The 24,363-nt window shown below is 48.2% G+C and carries 27 protein-coding genes; 13 read left to right on the plus strand and 14 right to left on the minus strand.

The annotated features are described in order from the left end of the window. Nucleotides 1-10: 10 nt before the first annotated feature. Genes dprA through AB1552_12275 form a run of 3 tightly spaced genes read left to right on the plus strand, consistent with a single transcriptional unit; the run spans nucleotide 11 to nucleotide 3,974 of the window. A complete protein-coding gene (dprA, locus tag AB1552_12265; GenBank protein ID MEW6054542.1) occupies nucleotides 11-1,096 on the plus strand; it encodes a DNA-processing protein DprA in 1,086 nt (361 codons plus the stop codon). Continuing rightward, nucleotides 1,093-3,420, plus strand: a complete 2,328-nt coding sequence (gene topA / locus AB1552_12270; protein MEW6054543.1) for a type I DNA topoisomerase — start codon at nucleotides 1,093-1,095, stop codon at nucleotides 3,418-3,420. The genes dprA and topA overlap by 4 nt, the downstream gene beginning before the upstream one ends. A 41-nt stretch (nucleotides 3,421-3,461) precedes the next feature. Beyond that, nucleotides 3,462-3,974: a hypothetical protein gene (locus AB1552_12275; protein ID MEW6054544.1), complete on the plus strand. Its 513-nt coding sequence runs from the start codon at nucleotides 3,462-3,464 to the stop codon at nucleotides 3,972-3,974. Nucleotides 3,975-4,032: 58 nt separating this feature from the next. Here the strand turns inward: AB1552_12275 and AB1552_12280 are convergent, their stop codons facing one another. The 4 genes from AB1552_12280 to AB1552_12295 form a co-directional block, all read right to left on the minus strand. Beyond that, entirely contained in the window at nucleotides 4,033-6,057 is a 2,025-nt protein-coding gene (locus AB1552_12280; protein ID MEW6054545.1) for an ATP-binding protein, read from the minus strand. Between the two features lie 15 nt (nucleotides 6,058-6,072). Next, on the minus strand, nucleotides 6,073-6,909 hold the full coding sequence (locus AB1552_12285; GenBank protein MEW6054546.1) for a substrate-binding domain-containing protein: 837 nt from the start codon (nucleotides 6,907-6,909) through the stop codon (nucleotides 6,073-6,075). Between the two features lie 214 nt (nucleotides 6,910-7,123). Further along, the gene (locus AB1552_12290; protein ID MEW6054547.1) at nucleotides 7,124-7,837 is read right to left on the minus strand and encodes a PilZ domain-containing protein; all 714 of its coding nucleotides are present in this window, start codon (nucleotides 7,835-7,837) and stop codon (nucleotides 7,124-7,126) included. A gap of 404 nt (nucleotides 7,838-8,241) precedes the next feature. After that, nucleotides 8,242-8,643: a tetratricopeptide repeat protein gene (locus AB1552_12295; GenBank protein ID MEW6054548.1), complete on the minus strand. Its 402-nt coding sequence runs from the start codon at nucleotides 8,641-8,643 to the stop codon at nucleotides 8,242-8,244. Between the two features lie 157 nt (nucleotides 8,644-8,800). Here AB1552_12295 and AB1552_12300 point away from each other — a divergent pair, with 157 nt between their 5' ends. Then, on the plus strand, nucleotides 8,801-9,619 hold the full coding sequence (locus AB1552_12300; GenBank protein MEW6054549.1) for a potassium channel family protein: 819 nt from the start codon (nucleotides 8,801-8,803) through the stop codon (nucleotides 9,617-9,619). A gap of 67 nt (nucleotides 9,620-9,686) precedes the next feature. Here the strand turns inward: AB1552_12300 and AB1552_12305 are convergent, their stop codons facing one another. Genes AB1552_12305 through AB1552_12320 form a run of 4 tightly spaced genes read right to left on the minus strand, consistent with a single transcriptional unit; the run spans nucleotide 9,687 to nucleotide 12,186 of the window. Continuing rightward, on the minus strand, nucleotides 9,687-10,124 hold the full coding sequence (locus AB1552_12305; protein MEW6054550.1) for a cyclic nucleotide-binding domain-containing protein: 438 nt from the start codon (nucleotides 10,122-10,124) through the stop codon (nucleotides 9,687-9,689). Between the two features lie 56 nt (nucleotides 10,125-10,180). Further along, nucleotides 10,181-10,621 (minus strand): outer membrane lipid asymmetry maintenance protein MlaD, encoded by a 441-nt coding sequence (gene mlaD / locus AB1552_12310; GenBank protein ID MEW6054551.1) that lies wholly within the window; start codon nucleotides 10,619-10,621, stop codon nucleotides 10,181-10,183. A gap of 3 nt (nucleotides 10,622-10,624) precedes the next feature. Next, nucleotides 10,625-11,392 (minus strand): ATP-binding cassette domain-containing protein, encoded by a 768-nt coding sequence (locus AB1552_12315; protein MEW6054552.1) that lies wholly within the window; start codon nucleotides 11,390-11,392, stop codon nucleotides 10,625-10,627. A gap of 2 nt (nucleotides 11,393-11,394) precedes the next feature. Continuing rightward, on the minus strand, nucleotides 11,395-12,186 hold the full coding sequence (locus tag AB1552_12320; GenBank protein ID MEW6054553.1) for an MlaE family lipid ABC transporter permease subunit: 792 nt from the start codon (nucleotides 12,184-12,186) through the stop codon (nucleotides 11,395-11,397). A gap of 127 nt (nucleotides 12,187-12,313) precedes the next feature. On the opposite strand from AB1552_12320, the gene AB1552_12325 reads away from it, so the two are divergent. The 5 genes from AB1552_12325 (at nucleotide 12,314) to hemC (ending at nucleotide 16,809) form a co-directional block, all read left to right on the plus strand. Beyond that, nucleotides 12,314-13,339: a hypothetical protein gene (locus tag AB1552_12325; GenBank protein MEW6054554.1), complete on the plus strand. Its 1,026-nt coding sequence runs from the start codon at nucleotides 12,314-12,316 to the stop codon at nucleotides 13,337-13,339. A gap of 207 nt (nucleotides 13,340-13,546) precedes the next feature. After that, nucleotides 13,547-13,717, plus strand: a complete 171-nt coding sequence (locus AB1552_12330; protein ID MEW6054555.1) for a hypothetical protein — start codon at nucleotides 13,547-13,549, stop codon at nucleotides 13,715-13,717. Beyond that, nucleotides 13,717-14,532: a c-type cytochrome biogenesis protein CcsB gene (gene ccsB / locus AB1552_12335; protein MEW6054556.1), complete on the plus strand. Its 816-nt coding sequence runs from the start codon at nucleotides 13,717-13,719 to the stop codon at nucleotides 14,530-14,532. Before AB1552_12330 ends, ccsB begins: the two co-directional genes overlap by 1 nt. After that, nucleotides 14,529-15,803 carry a glutamyl-tRNA reductase gene (gene hemA, locus AB1552_12340; protein MEW6054557.1) on the plus strand — a complete coding sequence of 425 codons (1,275 nt, stop codon included), beginning with the start codon at nucleotides 14,529-14,531 and terminating at the stop codon, nucleotides 15,801-15,803. Before ccsB ends, hemA begins: the two co-directional genes overlap by 4 nt. Continuing rightward, a complete protein-coding gene (hemC, locus tag AB1552_12345) occupies nucleotides 15,793-16,809 on the plus strand; it encodes a hydroxymethylbilane synthase (GenBank protein MEW6054558.1) in 1,017 nt (338 codons plus the stop codon). The genes hemA and hemC overlap by 11 nt, the downstream gene beginning before the upstream one ends. Here hemC and AB1552_12350 read toward each other — a convergent pair. From AB1552_12350 to rpsB, 6 genes are read right to left on the minus strand one after another with little or no spacing between them, the layout of a single operon-like run. After that, complete coding sequence (locus AB1552_12350) at nucleotides 16,806-17,510, minus strand: TraR/DksA C4-type zinc finger protein (GenBank protein MEW6054559.1); 705 nt, start codon at nucleotides 17,508-17,510, stop codon at nucleotides 16,806-16,808. The two genes, hemC and AB1552_12350, sit on opposite strands and share 4 nt — an antisense overlap. Further along, nucleotides 17,510-17,662, minus strand: a complete 153-nt coding sequence (locus AB1552_12355) for a hypothetical protein (GenBank protein ID MEW6054560.1) — start codon at nucleotides 17,660-17,662, stop codon at nucleotides 17,510-17,512. The genes AB1552_12350 and AB1552_12355 overlap by 1 nt, the downstream gene beginning before the upstream one ends. A gap of 1 nt (nucleotide 17,663) precedes the next feature. Continuing rightward, nucleotides 17,664-18,221: a ribosome recycling factor gene (gene frr, locus AB1552_12360; protein MEW6054561.1), complete on the minus strand. Its 558-nt coding sequence runs from the start codon at nucleotides 18,219-18,221 to the stop codon at nucleotides 17,664-17,666. After that, nucleotides 18,190-18,975 (minus strand): UMP kinase, encoded by a 786-nt coding sequence (gene pyrH / locus AB1552_12365; protein ID MEW6054562.1) that lies wholly within the window; start codon nucleotides 18,973-18,975, stop codon nucleotides 18,190-18,192. Before pyrH ends, frr begins: the two co-directional genes overlap by 32 nt. After that, nucleotides 18,936-19,541, minus strand: a complete 606-nt coding sequence (gene tsf, locus AB1552_12370) for a translation elongation factor Ts (protein MEW6054563.1) — start codon at nucleotides 19,539-19,541, stop codon at nucleotides 18,936-18,938. The genes pyrH and tsf overlap by 40 nt, the downstream gene beginning before the upstream one ends. Continuing rightward, a complete protein-coding gene (gene rpsB, locus AB1552_12375) occupies nucleotides 19,538-20,299 on the minus strand; it encodes a 30S ribosomal protein S2 (GenBank protein ID MEW6054564.1) in 762 nt (253 codons plus the stop codon). The genes tsf and rpsB overlap by 4 nt, the downstream gene beginning before the upstream one ends. Nucleotides 20,300-20,581: 282 nt before the next feature. Between rpsB and purB the strand changes: the two genes are divergently transcribed. The 4 genes from purB (at nucleotide 20,582) to AB1552_12395 (ending at nucleotide 24,272) form a co-directional block, all read left to right on the plus strand. Then, a complete protein-coding gene (purB, locus tag AB1552_12380) occupies nucleotides 20,582-21,877 on the plus strand; it encodes an adenylosuccinate lyase (GenBank protein ID MEW6054565.1) in 1,296 nt (431 codons plus the stop codon). 288 nt (nucleotides 21,878-22,165) lie between these two features. Then, nucleotides 22,166-23,377 (plus strand): Xaa-Pro peptidase family protein, encoded by a 1,212-nt coding sequence (locus AB1552_12385; GenBank protein ID MEW6054566.1) that lies wholly within the window; start codon nucleotides 22,166-22,168, stop codon nucleotides 23,375-23,377. Nucleotides 23,378-23,546: 169 nt separating this feature from the next. Continuing rightward, nucleotides 23,547-23,873, plus strand: a complete 327-nt coding sequence (locus tag AB1552_12390; GenBank protein MEW6054567.1) for a hypothetical protein — start codon at nucleotides 23,547-23,549, stop codon at nucleotides 23,871-23,873. Between the two features lie 129 nt (nucleotides 23,874-24,002). Next, nucleotides 24,003-24,272, plus strand: coding sequence for a hypothetical protein (locus AB1552_12395; GenBank protein ID MEW6054568.1), 270 nt, complete (start codon nucleotides 24,003-24,005; stop codon nucleotides 24,270-24,272). Nucleotides 24,273-24,363: the final 91 nt, after the last annotated feature.

The following is a 24,363-nucleotide window of genomic DNA, read 5'->3' on the forward strand; positions in this document are numbered from 1 at the left end:
ACGTCGGGATATGTCGGACCTGAAATACTGGATAGGGTTGTCCATGCTCCCTGACGTGGGGCCTGTGAGCGCCAGAAAGCTGCTTGCGCGTTTCGGGTCTCCGCAGAGCGTATTCGGTGCAAGCGAACTGGATCTTATGGCTGCCGACGGGATTGGCAGTGCCCGTGCAAAGAATATCCTGAAGTTTTCTTCATGGGATGCAGTAGAGAGACAGATTGTACATACTGAAAAAAATGGGATAAGGATTGCAACTCTTCAGGACCCGTCCTATCCGGAACTGCTGAAGGAAATTGACGGCGCCCCGGTGGTGATATACCTTAAAGGAGATGTCCATCCGCATGACAAGTTTGCGATCGCAGTTGTCGGTTCACGCAGACTTACGCATTATGGGGCATCAATGGCAGAAGGCATTTCGGGTGATCTCGCATCCATGGGGTTTACGATAGTAAGCGGCATGGCAAGAGGAGTTGATTCATTATCTCATAAGGCAGCTCTGAAGGCCGGTGGAAGAACTCTCGCGGTACTTGGGTCGGGTATCGACGTTCCCTATCCCCCCGAGAACAAAACGCTTATGGAAAAAATTGCGGAATGCGGATGTGTCATCACTGAGTTTCCTCCCGGAACCCCGCCCGACAAAGAGAACTTTCCGAGGAGAAACAGGCTGATCAGCGGGCTTTCGCTCGGGGTGTTAGTGATTGAGGCAGCATCTGAGAGCGGGGCACTCATAACCGCCCGCTATGCAGCAGAACAGGGCAGAGAGGTCTTTGCCGTACCCGGAGCAGTAACTTCAGGGAATTCTGCAGGCACAAATGAATTGATCAGAAGGGGAGCGATACTTACACGGAGGGCAGAGGATATTGTGGAAGAGCTTGCCCCTGTGCTGAAGGGATTTATCAGGGCTAGGGAAAAGGTCACAAGAGAAATTACGGAAGAAGAGAAGAAAATCTGTGATCTTCTCTCCGGTGAGCCAAAGCAGATAGACGAGATCTCGCGGGAAAGCGGGGCCCCGTCATCAAAGGTGCTGGGAATCCTGCTTGGACTGGAGTTAAAAGGCACTGTCAAACAAATAACTGGAAAGAGGTTTTATCTGGCATGAATTCTTTGGTAATTGTCGAATCGCCTGCCAAGGCAAAGACGATCAATAAGATACTTGGAAAGGAATTTGCAGTAAAGGCATCTGTTGGTCATATAAAAGACCTCCCTGCGAAAGAGCTCGGAGTGGATGTCGAAAAAAATTTTGAGCCCCGGTACATGGTGATTCCGGGAAAGGAGAAGATTATCAGGGAGCTGAAAAAGGCTTCGAAAGAGGTGGATAGAGTGTTCCTTGCCCCTGACCCTGACAGGGAGGGAGAAGCAATCGCGTGGCATATTGCATATGAAGTATCTGACAGGAAAAAGCAGCCGATCAATGAAAAGATATACCGGATTGTATTTAATGAGATTACAGAGCGGGCGGTAAAAGAAGCGATACAAAACCCGCAGAAGATAGATATGCACAAGGTTGAGGCTCAGCAGGCTCGACGGATACTCGACAGGCTGGTCGGGTACGGGCTCAGCCCTCTTCTCTGGAGAAAGGTGCGCAGGGGGCTGAGCGCAGGAAGGGTACAGTCGGTTGCCGTGCGACTCGTGGTGGACAGGGAACGTGAGATTGAAGCATTCACTCCCGAAGAGTACTGGAGCATCAATGCTGAATTTGAAGGGTCCAGGCTTCCCTCATTCTGGTCGAAGCTTGTGAAGATGGAGCGCGAAGCGGGACAAAATGACCAGAAATTTCTTATCACGAACGGAGAGACCGCGCATGCATTGGCAGCGGATCTGAAAGACAAGGAATTTGTACTGAGCAGGATAGAACGGAAGCACAGGAAAAGGATGCCTTACCCTCCTTTTATTACCAGCACACTGCAGCAGGAAGCCGTGAGAAAGCTGCGATTCCCGGCAAAAAAGACCATGATGATAGCGCAACAGCTGTATGAGGGCATAGAACTCGGGGAGGAAGGCTCTGTAGGACTGATTACCTATATGAGAACAGATTCTCACCGGGTGGCACCGGAAGCGCAGGAATGGGCGAGGGCGTTTATTGAAAAGGCGTTCAGTAAGGAATATATCCCGGAAAAACCCCATGTGTACAAGAGCAAAGCCTCTGCTCAGGAGGCACACGAGGCGGTCAGGCCTACCTATCCGGAAAAAAGGCCTGAAGCGATAAAGACATTCCTTTCAAAAGATCAGTTCGCCCTGTATGTCCTTATATGGAACCGTTTCATCGCAAGCCAGATGTCGCCGGCACAGCTTGAACAGACAGCATTTGTTATTCATAACCTGCAGGATGGTCAGCAGGGCTCGTATGAATTTAAATCTACAGGAACAGTGGTGCGTTTTGACGGGTTTATGGCGTTGTACACTGAAGGGAAAGATGAGTCAGAAGAGGAAACCGGCCTTACGTTGCCGGCACTGCAGGAAGATGAGAACCTAAGGTTGCTGGGACTGTTGCCCAAACAGCATTTTACCCAGCCGCCCCCACGGTATTCCGAGGCAACTCTCGTGAAGGCGCTTGAGGAAAAAGGTATCGGAAGGCCGAGCACGTATGCGGCAATCCTCTCGACTATCCAGGACAGAAAATATGTCCAGAAGACCGAAGGCAAATTTTCTCCGACGGAGCTTGGTGTTGTTGTCAACGATTATCTTGTCGAGAGGTTCCCGGAACTTATTGATGTAGGGTTTACCGCGAAGATGGAAGATGAACTGGATAATATTGAAGAAGGAAAAATGAAGTGGGAAAACGTTGTGAAGGATTTTTACAAGCCTTTCAACAGTGACCTTTCGGAAGCCATAAAAACTGTCGGCAAGGTAAAGCCGAAAGATATTCCCACAGAGATTGTCTGTGAGAAATGCGGCCTTCCCATGGTAATGAGATGGGGAAGGCATGGGAGGTTCCTGGCATGTACCGGGTTCCCGGAATGCAAGAATACAAAAGCGCTCAAGACAGAAGGGGCAGGGGATGGTCCTGAATCTGTGGAAAGCATCCCGCAGCAGACGGATGAGAAATGTGAGAAATGCGGGTCACCGATGATTATAAAATCAGGACGGTATGGGAAATTCCTTGCCTGCTCAAAATACCCTGAATGCAAAAATGCAAAGCCCCTGGCAACCGGGATCAAATGTCCCGATGACGGCGGGGACATCGTTGAAAGGCGTTCGAAGAAGGGAAAACAGTTCTGGAGCTGCACGAACTTCCCGAAATGCAAGTTTGCCTCATGGTACAGGCCTGTCGCTCTCACGTGTCCGAAATGCGGCGCTGCCTTCCTATTCGAAAAAAGGAACAAGGATGGCGATATCACACTCTTCTGTCATAACAAAGAGTGCGGCTTCAAGGAAGTGAAAAAAGTCCCCGGGGAAGAAGTACAGGATACGGGAGTCGGATAAGACCCTGCCCCGAATTTGCAGAGTGTGACGGTATTCAACAGATGCCCCTGATCATTGGAATCGGCGGAGGGCACAGTGGGTCCGGAAAAACTACGGTTGCCTGTGCAATCCTTCAGAAGCTGAAAGGGTGGGGAGCGATTAAATACACAAGAACCCCCCTTTACAGTTCCCTCATCACAGACGACAAAGTCCTCTCGGAAGAAAATAAAGATACGAGGAGATTACTGGATGCCGGTGCCCAGAAAGTTCTCTGGGTATGTGCTCCTTCTGAGGAACTCGGAAAGATTCTTCCCGTTGCCCTTGAAATGCTTGCACATCTAAACGGCATCATTATCGAGGGTAACAGCGCGGTGAGGGCTGTATATCCCCATATTGTCATATTCGCAGCAGGCTCAGAAGGCAATATCAAGGAGGGTGCGGAAGATATCCTCAGGATTTCAGATGTCGTGGTGTTTGACAAAACACCACCACCTGCCGCACCAGATCATGCCCGGAGATTCAGGATGAATGAAATGGAGGGTTGTGTCGATTTCGTCATAAGGCATCTCGGCTGATTTTCCAGGAAATCTATGAATAGACTGGATAAGGCTCCATGTCCGGTCATCATGTGAGCTATTGTGCAGTTTCGATGATTCTGGCCACAGTCTCACTCAGTTCTTTTACCCGGTACGGCTTTGCGAGCACCCCTCTGAACCCGTGATCCTTATATTCGGACATGATGGGATCGTTTGAATAGCCGCTCGAAACGATTGTTCTGACATTCCTGTCGATTTCCATCAATTGTCTGTTCGTCTCTTTCCCTCCCATGCCGCCGGGTATGGTGATATCCAGGATTACCGCGTCAAAAGGCTGACCTGACTCAAGAGCCTTTCTGTACAATGCAACAGTTTCTCTGCCTTCTTTGGCAGCAACAACTTCATATCCTATCCCTTTCAGCATCAGGCAGACGGCTTTTCTCACTGCATCTTCGTCGTCCATGAGCAGTATCCTGCCTTTTCCGTAACGATACTTCTCTTCTTCAGGGAGTTCCGGAGTTGCATGCTCCCCGGACGCAGGGAGATAGACTTGAAAGAGGGAACCGTCTCCTTTCACGGATTCCACCGCAATGTACCCATGATGTTTCTTGAGAATTGAATATGCGGTGGCGAGTCCGAGACCGCTTCCCTTCTGTTTTGTGGTGAAATAAGGATCGAAGATTTTGTGGAGGTATTCTTTGGGGATTCCGATGCCATGATCCTGAAAGGATATTTCCACATATTTTCCCTGTTTCAGCGGCAGAATATCATTTTCCGCAATAACTACGTTGCTGAAGCGGACATTGATAATGCCGCCTTCCGGCATTGCGTGGTCTGCATTGATAATCAGATTGTTCACGACCTGGCTTATCTGCCCCTCATCAACATCAACCTGCCACAGGTCATCGGGAACGGAAAATTCGCACTTCACATTTGATCCTCTCAGGGCAAATCCGGCTGATTCCTTTGTGATCTGCACAATTGACGTGGTTTTTATAACCGGCGTCCCGCCCTGAGAAAAGGTGAGAAGCTGATGGGTTAAATCCCTGGCCCTGAGGGTTGCTTTTTCCGCATCCTCGATGATCTGTGACACCTCTTCGGGAGAATGCAGATACAGCTTGATGAGGGAGATATTCCCGAGAATTGCTGTGAGAAGATTATTGAAATCATGGGCAATACCTCCGGCAAGTACCCCCAGAGATTCGAGTTTCTGGCTTTTCAGCAACTCTTCTTCCATCTTTTTTCTCTCGCGTATATCCTGAATCACGTGAACCCAGCCTATGCGGTTATGCTGATCATCTTCGAGAGGGAGCATGGTATGCTCAGCCGGAAAGGTTGTCCCGTCCTTTTGTTTCATACTGAACTCAGGAAGGAACATGAATCCCTTATCCTTCACCGCGGAATCAAGATGCCTGTTGAATTCCCTGAATTCTTCTTCAGTAAGGTGCATAAAACCGGGAGTCCGGTTCAGCATCTCGTTCCTTGTGTAGCCGAATAGCGTTGTTGTGGCCTGATTGCAGTCAATGATCTTTCCGGTCCCGGCGTCGAGGATCAGCACTGCATCACGGAGGCTGGCAAAAGTTTTTTCAAGAAGCTGCTTGGATTTCCTGAGCGCCTCCTCAGCCTTGTATATTGTACGTATAGGTAAGAAACGCAGGATGAGGAATGCTCCTGCGCCAACAGGCAGCATTATCAATGCGACCATGACGGTTTTCATCAACAGGGGTCTGATGGAACGGTAAATCTCGAGCCTTCCGACAACCACTCCTGTGTCGTACAGCTGAAAGGAACGTTTAATGACGGGTGTATCGAGTTCGGCCATATTTTCTGCAATGACCTCGTTAATTGTGTTGAGGGTACGCCATCTCTCGGCATGTCCTTTCCTCGGGTAATCAGATAATGCTTCCTGGAGCCTGTGCAGTTCAAATTCCCAGTCGTACGGGTTTGTGCTGATGATTTTCATTATCTGACTTGACCCGATCTGTCCTTCGGTTTCGAGACTCCCTACCATATATTCATAGGAGACGACAAAATAGACCAGGGGGAAAATGATTACCAGCAGGGTGATGATGACTCCTGAAAGCCACGTGATGATCGAAGCTATATTTTTCGTTGCCTGCATTGTATGCTGGTGGGTTTATATCTGCGCATTCCCTGTTTTTTCCAGGATTTTTCTGCCCTCAGGTGATTTTACAAAATCAATAAACTGTTGCACCAGTGTGGAGGGGTGGGCTTTTATTGCCATGGCGTGGTTTTTGGAAATCGGATATTCCGCATTGACGCGGTTATTGAGCATTGGGGGGATGCTGTTATACGCCAGAATAGTCATATGACGGTTTTCAGCAATAATCTGGGTTAATGTGCAGAAACCGAAGGAGCCGTGTGTCTTTTCCACAAGATCGGCTGTTTCCTGATCGGTAAGGGCCACTACTCTCCATGGACGTGACATCGCGATGTCCATGGCGTTGCTTACCGCAGATGAAATCTCCCGTACCGTGATCGCGTTGCTTTCCGCAGGCTGACGCAGGATAGGGCGGATGCGTTCGCCGTTTGGCCACGTCTGCATCTCGCCGTTGAAGATCCTGATGATCTCCTGAGTCGTGATATTGGATACCCCGATATTTTTTTTAGTGACGAACACAAGCGGGGTTTTTGCATATTCTATAAGGGTTAATTTCAGTTTAAGTTCATTTTTCGTCAGAGGCCTTCCGACTAATCCGATATCAATGGCTCCCTTTGATACTGCTTTTATGCCTCCGATGCTTCCCAGACTTGGCAGAACAGTTACCTTGATTCCCGGGCGTGATGCTTCGAAGGCAGCTGCAAGAGATTTCATTGAACCGAGTGCACTTCCCGCGCCTCCTATTTTGAGAGTTTCTCCCGCAAGCGATATGTTATGAAAGACCGTACCGACAAGCATAAGGCACAAGAATACTATCCATAGTTGTTTGTTCAGGGACTTTGAATACCGCATGGCATTCCCTCCGGAAAGGATATTAGCTAATAGTATATCAGAATTCATTCCTGTCCCGTATCAGCAGGGAAATCTTCCGAAGTGTGTGGTCTGCAGCGTGAGAGAGGGTCAATCGCACATGTGCGGTACGCGCCGGACCGGGAAATATCGCAGTCGGCCTTTGGCAAGTCTTCTCTGCCGGACGGCAGCATAACAACAATGACGGAAGCAATTATCAAGAGGAAGGTTCAGGGTTGCCGCTTTCGAGCGCGGAAATAAAGGCATGCAACACTTTCCGGTCTTCCGGTGACATATCAAGAAACTCGACTCCGATATCGTAGTGATGATTATCCTTCTCTGATACGAGAAGACAGGAGGCGACCCGTCCGGTAAATTTGACGGTATTGTCCCCGGTGAGATCTAGCTCCATGGGCAGGCGGCTTTCGAGCTGAATCGTTTCCTGGCTTCCTATCAGCATGCCGCCAAGACTGATTTTTTTGACTTTATAATTATCATGATAATGCAGGATAGCCTCTTTAGGTGTATCAAACTGTATTCTGACATTGATCCTGAGGTTAATGAGGCTGAAAACCTCCTGTGCGATTTCATGCCTGTGTTCTTCGATGAACCCTGCAATCTCGAGTTTTTTGTCGTCAGAGATGTCCGTAATTTGCATCCCTGCAGAGTATATGGGGATAATGTTTCCGGAGGCGTCTGTTATGCTTTCATGGATGATTGACCACGCAACAGTTCCCCTGATTGTCAGTTCCCTGCTTTTCCCCTTTATCTTAAGGGTATATTCACCATTGACGTTCAGTCGTCTGTCGGTTTTCAGGGCAACGCCTCCGGGACTCATGTCAATGATTCTCACATCTCTCGCAAACGTCATTCTGCCACTTATACCGAAGAGATCCACCTTGAACCTCTTATACTGTCTCTGCTCTTTCATGTGATATCCTTTCAGGAAATATCGCTCCGCACCAGACTTTGAAGAGCGTTTCCCGTTAACAGATAACAGTTTCCGCATGTTCCGAGCATTGAACTCTCCTTTCCAGGATAGTTCAATGCTCAGGAAGGATAGTGCTGCAATAAGCGTGCTGAACGCAATGGAACATTGTCTCCCCTTTTTTGTTCCGGGAGCAAGGTATTCCCGGAACAAAAACATGCAACAGAGGCAACATCCTGTTTCTGAATGTAATAATATCAATTTTGCCAGTGCAAGTAAATATAGCTGGAATATTTTCATTTTCCCTGCAGAAGCCGGTGGGGTGGCGAAAGAGAGTCACAAAAAGCTCCCTTCTCAACGCGTCGCCGGAGATAGGTTTACAGTGCTGAAATGGCGTGAGAGACTGGCTAACGGGGTTTCAGGAGGTCCAGGAACTGTGACTCGGTGTCCTTGTCGAATTGCAGGGTATTCTTCAGGATGATGTCCATGATGATGTCTGCAATCTCCTGTTTGGTTTCATCCGGAGCAAGGCGGTACGCAGTCCGCAGCGGGGGAAGTGCCTCGCGCCATTTCCCGAGATTCAGGTATGATCTTCCTATATAAAGATAGGCTTTGCCGAAGTCCGGCACAAGCTCTGCAGCATGCTCAAAATGTGTTATCGCTTCGTCATACTTGCCGCGATTGAAAAGAGAAAACCCTGTCTCAAACTCGGATTCAGCGGTTGACTTTGCAAGTATGCCGGCGCAGGAAGCCAGAGTGATCATCATCGCGAGAAGGATGCAGAAGCCCGCTATTCCATGAGTCTTCATTGACAACATCTTAAAACAAGGGATGGCGTCTTATCAAGAAAAAAATCTTTTCTTACACTGCAATCTCCCGTGATCTTTCTGCCGGTAACTGGGGGCATCTCTGAAAACACGGCATCTTCCTGGGAAAAGAAAAAAACCTGTGATATGATATCCGTATATGGACTATTTCCGTTTCAGATTAAGGATTTACCTGATTGTGTTTGGAGCTGTCATTCTGGCGGGAACCCTGGGGTTTTCGGTTATCGAGGATCTCACGCTGATGGATGCCTTGTATTTCAGTATCGTCAGCATAGCTACTGTCGGATATGGCGATATACATCCTGTGACTGCGCAGGGCAAGATTCTTGCCATTGTGATGATTATCCTTGGGGTAGGCACCTTTCTGGGGGTTGTGGCAAATGCAACTGAAATGATGCTGAATAAGAGGGAAAAAATCGCCAGGCTTGAGAAGATGAATATGGTCATCGGGGTATTTTTCAGCGAATCCGGCACATCCCTGCTCGGATATTTTTCCAAAGCCGATCCGGCGATAGAAAGGATAAGAAAGGACCTTATCATCACCGGCGAGTGGTCCGGAAAAAGTTTTGAAAAAGCCGTGAAAACCCTTCAGGGATATGACTATGCGGTTGATATGCGCCAAATCGACCTTGAACATCTGCGGACGTACCTGACTGAAAAGAAAGATTTCCTTTTGCGTTTGCTCGAAAATCCGATGCTGCTTGAACATGAAGCTTTTACAGAACTCCTGAGAGCAGTGTTTCATCTTACGGAGGAGCTGACGTTCCGGAATGACCTTTTGCATATTCCAAAAACAGACGTCCAGCATCTTGCAGGAGACATCAGAAGGGTATATACATTGCTGGTCGTCCAATGGCTGTATTACATGCAGCACCTCCGCAACAACTATCCCTACCTTTTTTCCCTTGCGATAAGGACAAACCCTTTTAACCACCTGGCTTCACCGGTGGTGCAATGACACCGTTGCAGACAAGGACGGCGGAGCAGCGTGCCCGGAACGGAAATAGACGGAAGCTTCACAATGGCTAGAATATTGTAGTGAGACGCTCGGTAACCTTGCGCAGACGGAGCGCAAGGATTCTGATAAACCCTTTCAGCAGTTTTATCCCGATGTGGGGATACTGCCGGGTGATCGCATCCAGCCCGCTGTTCCGCAGAACAAGGATGACGGAGTCCTCAACCGTTTCAACGGTTGCAGAACGTTGCTGTTCAAATATCGACATTTCACCGAAGAGCGCGCCGGATCCAAGAAGCGCGATGATTACCTGATTCCCTTTGAATTCTGTCTGCTTTTTGACCTCGATTTTTCCTGAAACAACAAATCCGATAAAATCCCCTGCCTCACCTTCCCTGAATATCTGCGTGCCTGCAGAATAATTCTTGAGTTCGAAGAAAGGAGCGATCTTTTCTATATCCCCTTCATCGAGAAGACCAAAAGTCATCTCCTCCTTGAGTTTCTTCAATTGTTCCTGAACCGTGAAGCTTTTCATGCCGTGGTCAAGGCCGGATCCTTGCCAGTCTACTCCTTTTCAAAAATATACTTGCTGATCAGTTCCTCGATATCAACTGCAGATTCCGTTTCTGACAGAATTCCCTTCGGCTTGATATACTCATCGGAACCGCCGGGAGATATCTTAACATATTTGTCCCCGATGATCCCCTGGGTTCTGATGCTGGCGATGGAATCTTCCTGTATCCTGACATCAGGATTGATCAGCAATTCTACATTGGCCCGGTAGTTGTCGAGGGATATTCTGGAGACTTTGCCGACCTTTACCCCGGCGATCTCGACCTCTGATCCTTTTTTCAGTCCCGAAATATTATTGAAGCGGGCCTGGACGGAATAGAGTTTCGTGCCGAACAGTTCGACATCACCGAGTTTCACAGAGAGATAGGCCAGACACAAAAGTCCTACAACCAGAAAAATTCCCACGGATGTTTCAATAGTTATTCTGTTCATCTGCTAACCCTCCACTTCTTCACTTTCATAGATTTGCCCCATGGTTTTTTCCACGAAATCCCTGATATGCGGATTGTCTGATGTCTGAAATGCTTCCGGAGGAAGACAATCCTGAATGATACCTTCATGGATGAGTGCAACATAATCGGCGAGCTTGAAAATCTTCGGCACATCATGGCTTACGATAACGGCAGTATAGCCCAGTTTCGTCTGTGTCCTGTAGAATACGCGGTATATTTCGTTGCTCTTTGCGACATCAAGTCCTGTTGTCGGCTCATCAAAAAACACTATTTTCGGATTCAGCACAAGTGCCCTTGCAAGGCCGACCCGTTTTCTCATCCCGCCGCTCAGCTGAGCAGGATATTTCTCATTGCTCCCCTCGAGATCCATCAGTTGCAGCTTTTCATTCACAATGCGCCTTATCTCTTCTTCAGAGGCCTTGGTTCGCTCCCGCAGCGGCAACGCAACATTGTCAAAGACGGTCATCGAATCAAAAAGCGCTGCGTTCTGAAAGAGCACCCCGAAATAAGACCTGATCTCCTTCAGGTCCTGTTTTTTTATCATGCTGAGATCCTTGCCGTATACCATGACTTTCCCGCTGTCAGGCTTTATAAGACCGAGGATATGCTTCAGGATAAGGCTTTTCCCCTTTCCGCTCTCTCCGACGATAACTGTCGTTTTTCCTTCATAAATGGCAAGGTTAATACCCTTCAGAACCTGCTGTGTTCCGAATGTCTTTCTCACATCTTCCAGCCGAATTATCGGTTCCATGTTCATAAGAGAAAAGAGGTGATGAAATAATCAAATACCAGAATAGCGACAGACGTAAGAACGACGGCATTGGTAGTTACCCTGCTCACTCCTTCAGCACCGAACCCGCCCTTTCTCTCATAATGGACAAAGTAGCCCTTAGCAGAACATATCCACACAATCAGCAGTCCGAAACAGAGTGATTTCACGAACCCCATATATATATCATTGAACTCCACATCCTTGTACATGCTTGAAAAATACGACCCCTCGTTGGCACCGAGGAGAGAGACTCCCACAAGATATCCGCCGAAAATGCCGATTACGTCGAAAATTGCGGTCAGCAGAGGCATCGAGAGGATCGTTGCAATGAATTTCGGGGCGATAATGTACTTATGGGGATCGATCGCCATGCATTCAAGCGCATCAATCTGTTCCGAGTTTCGCATGATACCGATTTCAGCGCAAATGGCGGAACCGGCTCTTCCGGTTACCATCAGTGCGGCCAGTACCGGCCCCAGTTCCCTGATAAGACTCAGGGCGACAGCCGATCCGAGGAGCCCCTCGGAACCGAACTTGCGGAGGGTGGTGTATCCCTGCAGACTGAGTACCATGCCGGTAAAGGCTCCGGTGAATATGATGACGAAGATCGACAGCGACCCGATGATGTAGATCTGCTTCGTGATATAAGAGATTTTATAATAGGGAAGCTTGAATATGCTTATTGTCACGTTGAACAGGAATATCCCCATCCTGCCCACCTGATTGAGATAGTAGAGACAAAGGTCACCAAGTTTTTCGAACACATTCAGTATCAGCACCGGAAAGCACCTATTTTCAATTTTACCGCTAATACTATAAAATACAAATAAATAACAAGCTATATTGTATATCGTATCCGCACTGATTGGAAAGGGTTTTTTAGTATAAGGAGACAGCGCAATGGCACGTGTTACCGTTAAGTATCTGAACGGAGAAGAGATTACCGGCGAGGTCATGCTGTTCAATGTCAACAAACCCACCTTTCCCCTGCAGGTTGAGGGCCCGGGCGGAATACCTGAGACAAGGGCAGTGAGGGTCGATGCGGTCAAGATGATCCTGTTTCTCAAAAAAGAGGAGCCCGGTGGTTCCCGTGTGCGAATGGAAACCATCGACCAATCGATATATGCGGGAACCCTGGCCTTCAGACTCATCGTCGAATTCAGGGACGGTGAAGTTATTCACGGCTCTACTCTTAAATACAGTCCGAACGATCCCGGCTTTTTCCTGATCCCCCTGAATCCTGCTGACAGGAGCGACCGGATTTATGTCAATGCGCAGTCGGTCAAACATGTAGTAAGCAAGAGACTCCTCGGAAAGATCCTTGTGGATCAGAACAAGATTACACATGAACAGCTGACTGAATCCCTGAGATACCAGAGAGAAACCAGGGAGAAGAAACTCGGTACGATTCTGAGGGAAAAGGAGATTATCAGTGAACAACAGCTGCGGGAATCTCTTGATAAACAGAAGGAAAAAAACAAGATGCTCGGAGAAATTTTGCTTGAAGCAGGATATATTACCGACGAGCAGCTGGATAACGCGCTGCGCATTCAGCAGGAGAACCGGAAGAAAAAACTGGGGCAGGTGCTGGTGGACCTCAAATATATCTCCCCGAATGATATCTGTATCGCCCTTGCCACCCAGTTCAAACATCCGTGGATCGACCTTTCCCGTATATCAATCCCTCAGGAGATTGCCACAAGCATGCCTGAGGCAGTTGTGAAGAAATTCGAAGTGATTCCTGTGGAAAAGAAAGGCACCGACATCCTTGTTGTCGCCACCTCACAACCGCAGGATGCCGATCTTAAGGCAGTGTTATCCAAGATCACCTCACTGAATGTTGAAATGGTAATAGCGTTCGAGGGATATATTGAATCTGCCATCCAGACGTTCTTCCCTGCAAAAGACAGCAATTCTTTGCGCTGATCGCCTTTTTTCAGTACGCAATACAATACGGAGTATTATTGCCTGCGGTACTCCTGAAAAAAGATGGATACCGTGTTCTCTGAAGATCTGGTCATATGCAGACAGAGGCCTCCGGTCAAATTGAGTTTTGAAAGCCTGATGGTGTAATATTTTTGTATAAAAGAATGATTTTCATGATTTGTGCGGTGATTGCAAACTTCCTGTGAAATGAGAGATAAGATCGCAGAAGAGATAAAGAAGCACGCGGTGGACAACAGGCTTCCCTGTCCTGTTGCCAGAAAAATCGCTCAGGACCTTGCCGTATCTTACAAAAATGTCGGCAGCGTGGCCGATGAGCTGAGAGTAAAGATCACTGACTGCGAGCTTGGTTGCTTCTGATGGGAGTGATACTCTTTGAACTTGCACTTACGCTGTATTTTGCCGCGACCATTATCAGTATCACGGAACTTTTCAAAGAGTCCAGAATAACCGCGAGAATTACGATTGCAGCAGCAGTGATCGGTTTCGTGATCCACACCGCGAGTATTGTTTCCCGGTATCTCACCGCAGGACATCTTCCCATTACAAACCCCCATGAAGCGACATCGTTTTTCAGCTGGTGCATAGTCCTAATCTTTTTTATTCTCCAGACCAGATATAAAATCGGCCTCCTGCCGTCATTCATCATGCCTATTGTGTTCATCCTGATGCTTATATCCTCGATGCTTTCAAGAGAGGTAAAACCCCTGACCCCGGTGCTGCAGAGCTACTGGCTTGGCATACATACTGTTTTTGCGTTTCTCGGGAATGCGGCTTTCGCGATGGCATTCGGCATCGGATGCATGTACCTTGTGCAGGAACATTATGTGAAATCAAAGCAGCTCGGCGGCCTCTTCGGGAGATTGCCAAGCCTTCAGACACTTGATGAGGTGAATTACCGCCTGATTAGCTTTGGGATCCCCCTTTTCACCCTGGCGATCATCACAGGTGCCTTCTGGGCCGAGACTGCCTGGGGGAGATTCTGGAACTGGGACCCGAGAGAGACCTGGTCACTGATCACATGGTTTATTTATGCAATCATCCTTCATGCACGTCTCGTCTTAGGATGGAGAGGCAAAAGGGCTGCCATCCTGTCGATGATCGGCTTTCTGACGATCATGATCGCGTTTTTTGGTATCAAACTGCTCCAGAAAGGTCTTCATGTCTTTCTATGAAAATATTTGTCGTAGGACTGAATCATAAAGTCGCTGATGTTGAGGTCAGGGAGAAACTGGCATTCAACGGTCCCAAACTGGAAGAAGGACTTCTGCGTTTCAGGGAGCTCCCTGAAATACGTGAAGCGATCATCCTGTCCACCTGCAACAGGGTGGAACTTTACGCAAACGTGACTGACCCTGCACAGGCCTCCGTATCTGTCAGGACATTCCTTTCCGAATTCCACGGCATACAGAGGAATTCGCTTGAACATTCCCTGTATATCTACGACGATATCGATGCGGTAAGGCATATCTTCAGGGTCGCGTCAAGCCTTGATTCCATGGTGGTCGGCGAGCCGCAGATCCTCGGTCAGCTGAAAGATGCCTTTGATCTTGCGCTTTCCAAAAAGACGACCGGTATCCTGCTGAACAAGCTGATGAAAAAAGCGATATCTGTTGCAAAACGGGTGAGAACAGAGACAAAAATCGCGGAAAATGCTGTTTCGATCAGTTTCGCTGCGGTCGAACTCGCAAAAAAAATATTCACTGACCTTTCAAAAAGGGTCTTCATGCTGCTCGGGGCCGGCGAAATGGCGGAACTGGCTGCAAAACACCTGATCAGCAGCGGTGTCAGAGAGGTCCTCGTCTCCAACAGGACGTTTGAACGTGCCTGTGAACTGGCGGAGGAATTTCATGGGAGGCCGGTGAAATTCGAGGAATTCATCCAGGAGATGGTCCGGACCGATATTGTCATCTGCTCGACCGGCGCGCCGCACTATATTCTTACCAAATCCCAAATGCAGAAGGTCATGAAGGAGAGAAAGCAGCGGCAGGTGTTTTTGATCGATATCTCGGTACCAAGAAATATCGATCCCGCGATAAATGAGCTGGATAATGTCTACCTCTATAATGTCGATGACCTTCAGGGAGTTGTTGACGCGAACATGTTCGAGAGGCAGAAAGAAGCGGAAAAGGCTGAAAACATTATTGCGGAAGAGATTATGACCTTTCTCAAGTGGCTTGTCTCACTTGATTCTGTCCCGACTATTGTTGCGTTGCGTGAGAAGGCTGAAGAGGTGAGGAAGGAAGAGCTTGAGAGGCTTTTCCATAAGATTGAGGGAATCGGGGAAAAGGAAAAGGAGGCCATTGAATATATGGCCACCGCCATTATGAACAAGCTTATCCACCCGCCTACCGCAGCGCTGAAGGAGGATTCGGAGAACAAGGATATCCTGGTCGCTACAATCAAGAGACTTTACGGGATCGAAGAGGAGAAGAATGGGGACTAAGAAAATATCCATTGGCACAAGGGGAAGCAAACTCGCAGTATGGCAGGCGGAATTCGTGAAAGCGGAGTTGCAGAAGCTGAGTCCGGGCCTTGAGATTGAGCTGAACAGGATAAAGACGACAGGAGATAAAATCCTTGATGTGCCTCTTGCACAGGTCGGGGGGAAAGGGCTTTTTGTGAAGGAAATAGAAGAGGCCCTCCTGCGGCAGGAGGCTGATATCGCAGTGCACAGCATGAAAGACGTCCCGACGGAATTTCCCGAAGGACTGCATCTGGCGGTCATCTGTGCAAGAGAAGACCCGAGAGACGCGCTCATAGTCGGCCAGAAATCAATTTCCTCCTTGTCCGCGTTTTCTCAGGGGGAACAGGGGGAAAATGCCAGATCATTAATATATACCCTTCCACAAGGGGCAAGGGTCGGTACCAGCAGCCTCAGGCGGGCATGCCAGCTGCTCAGCATACGTCCTGACCTGCGCATCGGGCAGCTCCGGGGAAACCTCGATACGAGGCTTCGCAAACTGGATGAAGGGCAGTTCGATGCCATCATTCTTGCTGCTGCCGGTGTAATACGACTTGGCCTGCAGCATCGTATTGCCGAAATCCTCCCGTTTAAGGTGAGCCTGCCTGCGATAGGGCAGGGTGCTGTCGGAATTGAATGCAGGACTGATGACACCTTCATCCACACCCTCATAATGCCCCTGAACCATTCTGAAACGGATATCTGTGTAAGGGCTGAAAGGGCTTTCCTGCAAAGACTGGAAGGCGGATGCCAGGTTCCTATTGCGGCACATGCACGGATGATTGACGGAGCAATCATTATGGACGGGCTTGTCGGAAGCGTCAGCGGGGACAGGATTATAAGTGGACGCAGCAAGGGAATCCCCGGGGAGGAAGAGTCTATGGGAATCTTGCTTGCAGAGGAGATTCTTTCAAAAGGTGCAAAGGAAATCCTGGATGAGGTGTATCGCAGAAACCTGCCGGTTATAGACAGGGAAACAGGGGGCTAGCCGATCAGGCCTTCCCGTCTTTCCATTTCTTCCAGCTTCTCCCGCTTTTCCTGACAATCGATGCAGTAAATCGCGAAGGGAAGGATTTTGAGCCGCGCCTCGCTTATCTCTTCTCCGCAGTCTTCACAGCTTCCATAGGTCCCTTCATTGAGCTTGCGCAGCGCCTCGTCTATTTTCAGGAGGGTTTCCCTGTGACTGCTGAGATGCCTGAAGCTGATATCCTCGGACAGATCGACAATCGACCAGTCACCGTCGTCGAGGGCTGTGTCTACCAGTTGTCTTGTCTCTCCCTTTATGTATTTTGATATCTCGTTCTTTACCTCTTTGAACAGCTCCTGCTTCTTTGCGATAAGCAACCTTTTGAGCGCACGATTTCTCTCTTCCTCTGTGACCGCACCCATAGGCTGCATAATGCTGCGCTGTCTGACGGCCTTTTGTGCTTTTGCAGCAGTGCCTTTCCTTTTGGAAGGAACGGATTTCCCTGTCCGGGTTTTCGCAGGAGGCGCTTTGCTTGTTCCGGCAGACGCTGTTTTCTTCTTTGCCGGAGCCTTCTTCGGGGCCGGTTTTACGGCAACGTGCTTTCTTTTTCCTGAGGGAGCAGAGGGTTTCTCTGCAGGGGGCTTGGCTGTTTTTGCCGCGGTCTTTTTTTCTTTCCTGCCGCTTTTCTGCACAGTCTTCGTTTTTGTCTTTTTGGTTGCCATTATTCTGTTTCCTTCTGCTCTTCCTGAGGTTTCTCTTCTTCCCTGAATACCTCGATAATGCTTCTGACCGTGATCCCTGCGGAAAGAAGCGCCTTCTTGATATCCGTGAGCTTTGCGTCTGTCACTTTCAGCATGAAATTGCTGTGTACCATCTCATACTTCCATTATCTCTTTTTCCTTGTTCGCAAGGACTTCGTCAACCTTCACAATAAAAGAATCCGTAATCTTCTGCACCTCATCCTGTGACTTTTTCACCACGTCCTCGCTGAGGTGTTTCTCCTTTTCCAGTTTTTTCAGTTCGTCGTTGGAATCCCTGCGGATATTTCTGATCGCGACCTTTGCTTCTTCCGCCTTTTTCTTTACTGTTTTGACGAGCTGTTTTCTCCTCTCCTCTGTGAGTGGAGGGATGTTAATCCTAATCATCTTGCCGTCGTTCATTGGGGTCAGGCCGAGGTCTGACTTCAAAATGGCTTTTTCGATTTCAGAGATGATTTTCGGGTCCCACGGGGTGATCGCCATCTGACGGCTTTCGGGGATGCTCAGACTTGCAATTTGCTGAAGTGGAGTTGGTGTCTCATAGTAGTTTACGGTAATCCCGTCGAGAAGTGCCAGGGAGGCCCTTCCGGTCCTGATAGAGGCGAAATCCTTCTTCAGAACATCTATGGTACGGCTCATGCGCTCAGTGGTCTTTCTTTTTAACTCTTCCTCCATCGTTCCCCCTTACAAGAGTTCCGATTTTTTTGCCTTCCAAAATTTTGCGTATATTGCCTTTGCCTCTCAGATTAAATACCACAATCGGGAGATTGTTGTCCATACATAGGGATATTGCGGTCGAATCCATAATGGTGAGCCCGTTTTTTAGCACCTCGATATAAGTGACCGTTGTGTACTTTTTTGCAGAGGGGTCCTTCATGGGGTCCGAGGAGTACACGCCGTCTACCTTTGTTGCCTTTAAAATTACATCTGCACCGATTTCCATAGCCCTGAGGGAAGCGGCGGTATCAGTGGTAAAGTACGGGTTCCCGGTACCGGCTGCAAAGATGACCGTTCTTCCCTTTTCGAGATGTCTCATCGCCTTGCGCCGAATATATGGCTCTGCCAGTTCCTTCATTTCAATGGCTGACTGTACCCTGGTGGGGATGGTGTATTTCTCAAGATAATTCTGGAGCGCGAGGGCATTGATGACGGTTGCAAGCATTCCCATGTAATCGGCGGATGCCCTTTCTATCCCCTTTACGCTTGCTTCTACTCCCCTGAAGATGTTCCCCCCGCCGATTACGATTGCGACCTCGACTCCCATGGAAACCGCGTCCTTTATCTCTTTTGCGATATAATCGACTGTTGCCGGGTCAACTCCGTATGCCATGTCTCCCATCATGGCTTCTCCGCTGATTTTGAGGAGTACTCTTTTGTATTTCAAGTTTCCTAACCTGCGGCTGCTTCTCCCAGCTGAAACCGGGCGAATCTTCTGATGACGATATTTTCACCGACTTTTGCAATCTTGTCAGTCACGATATCCTGTATCTTTTTCTTCTGTTCAGGGTCCTTAATGAATATCTGGTCGAGCAGGCAGACATCCGTGTAAAATTTTTCGAGTTTCCCTTCGATAATCTTTTCGACTACCTGCTGGGGCTTGTCCGCGACCTGCGCCCTGTAGATCTCCTTTTCGCGCTCTATCATGTCCTGGGGCACGTTTTCTCTCGAAAGGTACAGAGGGTTTGCCGCAGCGATATGCATGGCAACATCCTTGACAAGTTCCCTGAAGTCCTCAGTCCTTGCGACAAAATCCGTTTCGCAGTTGATCTCAACCATGGTCCCGATCTTGCCCATATGGATATATGATTCAATGAGTCCTTCCGAAGCCGTTCTTCCGGCTTTTTTCTGCGCGCTCGCAAGGCCTTTCTGCCGCAGGAGATCGATTGCCTTTTCAATATCCCCGTCACTTTCGGTAAGAGCCTTCTTGCATTCCATCATGCCGGCGCCGGTTTTCTCCCTGAGGTTTTTGACTGTTTCCGCTGAGATTGTTGTCATTCTGTCACCCCTGCTTCTTCCTGCCGGATTTTTTCCGCGATCTCGGGGGTCTCCGCCTGTTCAGCCACAGTTTTTGATAAGGTCTCTTTTCCTTCCACGATCGCATCTGCAATCTTCGAGGTGATGAGTTTTATCGCCCGGATCGCATCATCATTGCCGGGGATGACATAATCGATTTCATCAGGATCGCAGTTCGTATCAACGATCGCGACGATGGGCACAGAGAGTTTTTTTGCTTCCGCTACGGCTATCCTTTCTTTTTTCGGGTCAACGATGAACAGTGCGCCGGGAAAACTCGTCATGTCCTTGATCCCGGAAAGGTTTCTTTCAAGCTTGAAGCGCTCTTTTTCGAGGGCAGAAACCTCTTTTTTCGGGAGCAGATCCATTGTTCCGTCCTGCTTCATCGTCTCGATCTTTTTCAGTTTTTCTATGCTCTTTTTTATCGTGGTGAAATTCGTCAGCATCCCGCCGAGCCACCGCTGGTTCACATAGAACGCACCGGCCCTCTGGGCCTCTTCCCTGATCGCATCCTGTGACTGTTTTTTCGTGCCGACAAACAGCACCGGTGAACCGGACATCGAAATGCGTTTCACGAAATTATAGGCATCCTCAAGCCCCCTGACAGTCTTCTGCAGGTCGATGATGTAAATGCCGTTTCTTTCGCCGAAGATGTATTTTTTCATCTTCGGATGCCACCGTTTTACCTGATGGCCAAAGTGTACCCCTGCTTCAAGCAGTTCCTTCATTGCAGCTACCATATTCTTTGCTCCTCCTGTCTCTTCCCTCTGTTTACTCGAGCGTTCGCCATGCCGGCGCACAGAGGCAGAATGATGTATTTTCTGAAAGAAACAAGCCGTTCTTTCAGGAAGTCAAGAGTAACATAATAATAGCTGATTTTGCAAGGGGATAGGTGGTACAATCGTATAGTTTACAGGACCGGTGGAGCCTGATATGCTCTTGTCCGTTCCCGACTGGCATGCGAAGAAATTGAGGGAACATTTATCAGAATTCCACAATGAGGATTGGAATGAGGAGGCATTATGATAGCACGCTATACACGCCCTGAAATGGGGAGACTGTGGGAGGTGGAGAACAAATACCAAAAATGGCTCGATGTTGAGATCGCGGCATGCGAGGCATGGGCAGAGCTTGGCGAGATACCCCGCGATGCCCTTAAGGCTATCAGGCAGAAGGCAGGGTTCGACATCAGGCGGATTGATGAGATTGAGAAGGTGGTCAAGCATGATGTCATTGCGTTCCTCACCTCAGTGGCCCAGAGCCTCGGCCCGGAATCACGGTTCATCCATAAGGGATTAACCTCTTCAGATATCCTTGACACGGCACTTGCCATTCTCATGAGGGAAGCAGCGGACATTATCATTAAGGACATCAGGCTGCTCATGGAAGTGATGAAGAAACAGGCCTTCAGGTACAGGGACGTGCCGATGATCGGAAGAAGCCACGGTGTCCATGCGGAGCCCATGACATTCGGGCTCAAGTTCGCCCTCTGGTACAGCGACATGAACAGGAACCTCTCGAGGATGAAAAAAGCCAGAGAGATGATCAGCACCGGCAAGCTCTCGGGCGCGGTCGGGACCTTTTCGAATATCCCGCCTGCGGTCGAAGAGAAAGTCTGCAAAAGGCTTGGCCTGAAACCCGAACCGGTCGCAACGCAGGTTGTGCAGCGTGACAGGCATGCGGAATACCTCACGACGCTTGCCCTGATCGCAGCCTCGGTGGAGAAGATAGCTGTCGAGATACGGCATCTGCAGAGGTCTGAGGTGCTCGAGGCAGAAGAGCCGTTCATGGCCGGCCAGAAGGGTTCTTCCGCAATGCCCCATAAGCGGAACCCGATCGGGTGTGAAAACCTTTCGGGTCTCGCAAGGGTTGTGCGGTCGAATGCGCTGGCAGCACTCGAAAATATCGCTTTGTGGCATGAGCGGGATATTTCCCATTCTTCCGTCGAACGGATCATCATACCGGACAGTACGATACTCGTGGACTACATGCTGGACAGGATACGAGGAATCCTGGAGAGACTGCATGTGTATCCGAAAAAGATGAAGGAAAATATGGCTGCAAGCTACGGGCTCTTCAATTCCCAGCGGGTGATGCTCGCCCTTATCGATAAGGGGATGAGCCGCGAATACGCCTATGAGATTGTCCAGAGAAATGCGATGAAGAGCTGGAAGACGGGGGCCACGTTCAGAGATCTGTTACTGAAGGATAAAGAGGTGAGAAGGCATCTCGGGACAGGTGAGATCAGGGGAATTTTTGACCTTGCATATTACCTCAAGCATACGGAATATATTTTCCAGAGGGTATTCGGGAAATAAGCGTTTTATCTTCAGGGATTCGCGGATGTCTTCTCTTTTGCGGCAGATTCTGCAAAGATTTTCATCGCAATAAAGGGGGGAAAATGTGGAGATAACAAAGTTAACAGCACTTTGGCTGGGAGGTTATGATAAACGGCCTTATTATTCCCTTTTGGATAAGCGTTCCCGGTTTTTTGGTTATGGCAGGACTTGCGCTGATGCTATGGCGAGAATCCCGGAAATAAACACTATGTTCGCGTTCATGCGTACGATGCTCTTTTTTGAAAAGCACTTCTGGAGCTTTACGCTTTGAACAACAGTGTTCCTGCACAAGAGTTAGCTTCCCGGTGGGACAGGTGCAAAAAGCTTCTGCAGCAATTTATCCCGCAAGCTCAGGGGATATTGGTTTTCTCCCGTTTAAATATCTATTATCTCAGCGGTTCGTTTGCCAATGGAGTGTTGTGGTTGCCCGTCAATGGCGAGCCCATATTATTGTGCAGGCGTGGCGATGAAAGAGCAAGAATTGAGTCACCGATACGGCATATTTACTCATTCAGATCATATGGCGATGTAAAGTCAATACTTCACGATCTGGGTTTTTCTCTGCCTGAACTGGTTGCCGCTGAGATGAATGGGTTATCGTGGGCTCTCTCAAACAGCCTTATCAAATACCTCCCCGGGCATCAGTTCATTCCCGCAGATCGGGTCTTAGGCATGAGTCGTGCGCATAAGTCACCGTGGGAGCTCAATATCTTGCGGGAAGCAGGCGCCAAACATGCAAGATGTTTGACTGAACTGCTGCTGCCATTTCTTTACGAGGGGATAACTGAACTTGAGATATGTCAAAAAATTTCAGAGCTATTCTTTTCCGAAGGCCATCTCGGGATCCTCCGAATGGAAAATTATGGAGAGGAAGCCTTTCTTGCATTTGTCTCGGTTGGAGACAGCGCAAATTATCCGAGTGTCTTCAACGGCCCTGTCGGTCTTCGGGGTGTGCATCCGGCAATACCACACATGGGATCAGCAGAAGTGAAATGGACAACGGGGAAGCCTCTTATCATAGATAACGGGTTTACTTTTGCTGGCTACATGACCGATAAGACGCAAGTTTACTGGCTTGGGGAGAAGAAAGATGTGCCGGAGAAAGCTATGAAGGCACATGAGTTCTGTATCGATTTGCAGGAGAAAATCACAGAATTTCTGAGGCCGGGCATCCTGCCAAGTGAAATCTGGCAGTATTGCCTCGATAAGGTTGAGCACTCCGCATGGCGAGATGGCTTTATGGGGTTGGGGAAAAATAAAGTGTTCTTCATAGGCCATGGCATCGGGCTTGCCGTAGATGAATATCCCGCTTTGGCAAGTGGATTCGATTTTCCGCTTGAAGAAGGGATGACCCTTGCTATCGAGCCCAAAATTGGCATCCCGGATTTCGGAATGGTTGGAGTCGAAAATACTTTTGAGGTTACAACTGATGGCGGAAAATGTCTAACAGGCGAAAACTTCGATATAATCACCGTTTAATAGACAAGTACACTTGCGCGCTGCACCAGATTCTCATCAACATAGTTTACAGATTCATCGGTTAATCTGGAGAGCTTCATATTCGTTTTCCTGAAGTTCTCTCCCATGAACTTGATATAATTGTGCTAAATGTAAGAGGATTCTTTTATACATATTGCATAGATTTTAGATGAATAATTCTGATTGGTTATGGTGGTTCTTTGCTGCTTATCCGTCTTGGACAGCACCAGTTCGTTTAGTTGTTTTTGCACTTGTCGGTTTTGGTTTTATCATAATAGGGATAACGGGTAAAAATTGGAGAAACATTTTATGGGGAACAGTAGTTATTATTTTCGTCGTTTTTCTATGTAGGAACGATAATCGTAATCTTCTCGAAGGCTTTACGCATCTTAACCTATTAGCTGTAAAAATCTTTTACGGTGTTCTCATTTGTATTATCGCCATAATACTTATGATAGCCTTTAAGATAATTAAAGCTTCAAATGGCAAGACATGAATTGTGGTTATTTTTATTAAAGCTCTCTTACAAATTCTTCCTGTACTCCACTCCCCGGAAGTTTGATATAATTTCAAATAGTACAAATGAAAATCGGCAATGCTTTTTTATTTAGGTAATTAGTTATAAATGAGTGAAATAAGAATAAAAGCATTGATACTGTATTTAATTGCGGTTTTAGCAGCGTTTTTTCTTCAAAGAGTAATTAATAAAATATCAGAAAAAGCCGTTAGGGATAAAAAACTTGATACAGGTATTTATCATTTTTTCCCCTTACAAGGCGATCAAGCTGTTAGATTAGCCAAGGGCTATATTTATGCAAGCAAAATTGTTTTCTGGTTTACACTCATCATTTTTCCTCTCAGGAGTCATGTCAATAGGTGTGTAAAAAGCATTTAGGCGGCCATCCTTTCAAGCACCTTGGTTTCCTGCTTCAATACACCATCGACAAAAGTCCTTCCTTTATAAACATCAGCCAATAACCAGTATC

It is taken from the genome of Nitrospirota bacterium (assembly GCA_040754395.1).
Taxonomy (GTDB): Bacteria; Nitrospirota; Thermodesulfovibrionia; order Thermodesulfovibrionales; family SM23-35; genus JBFMCL01.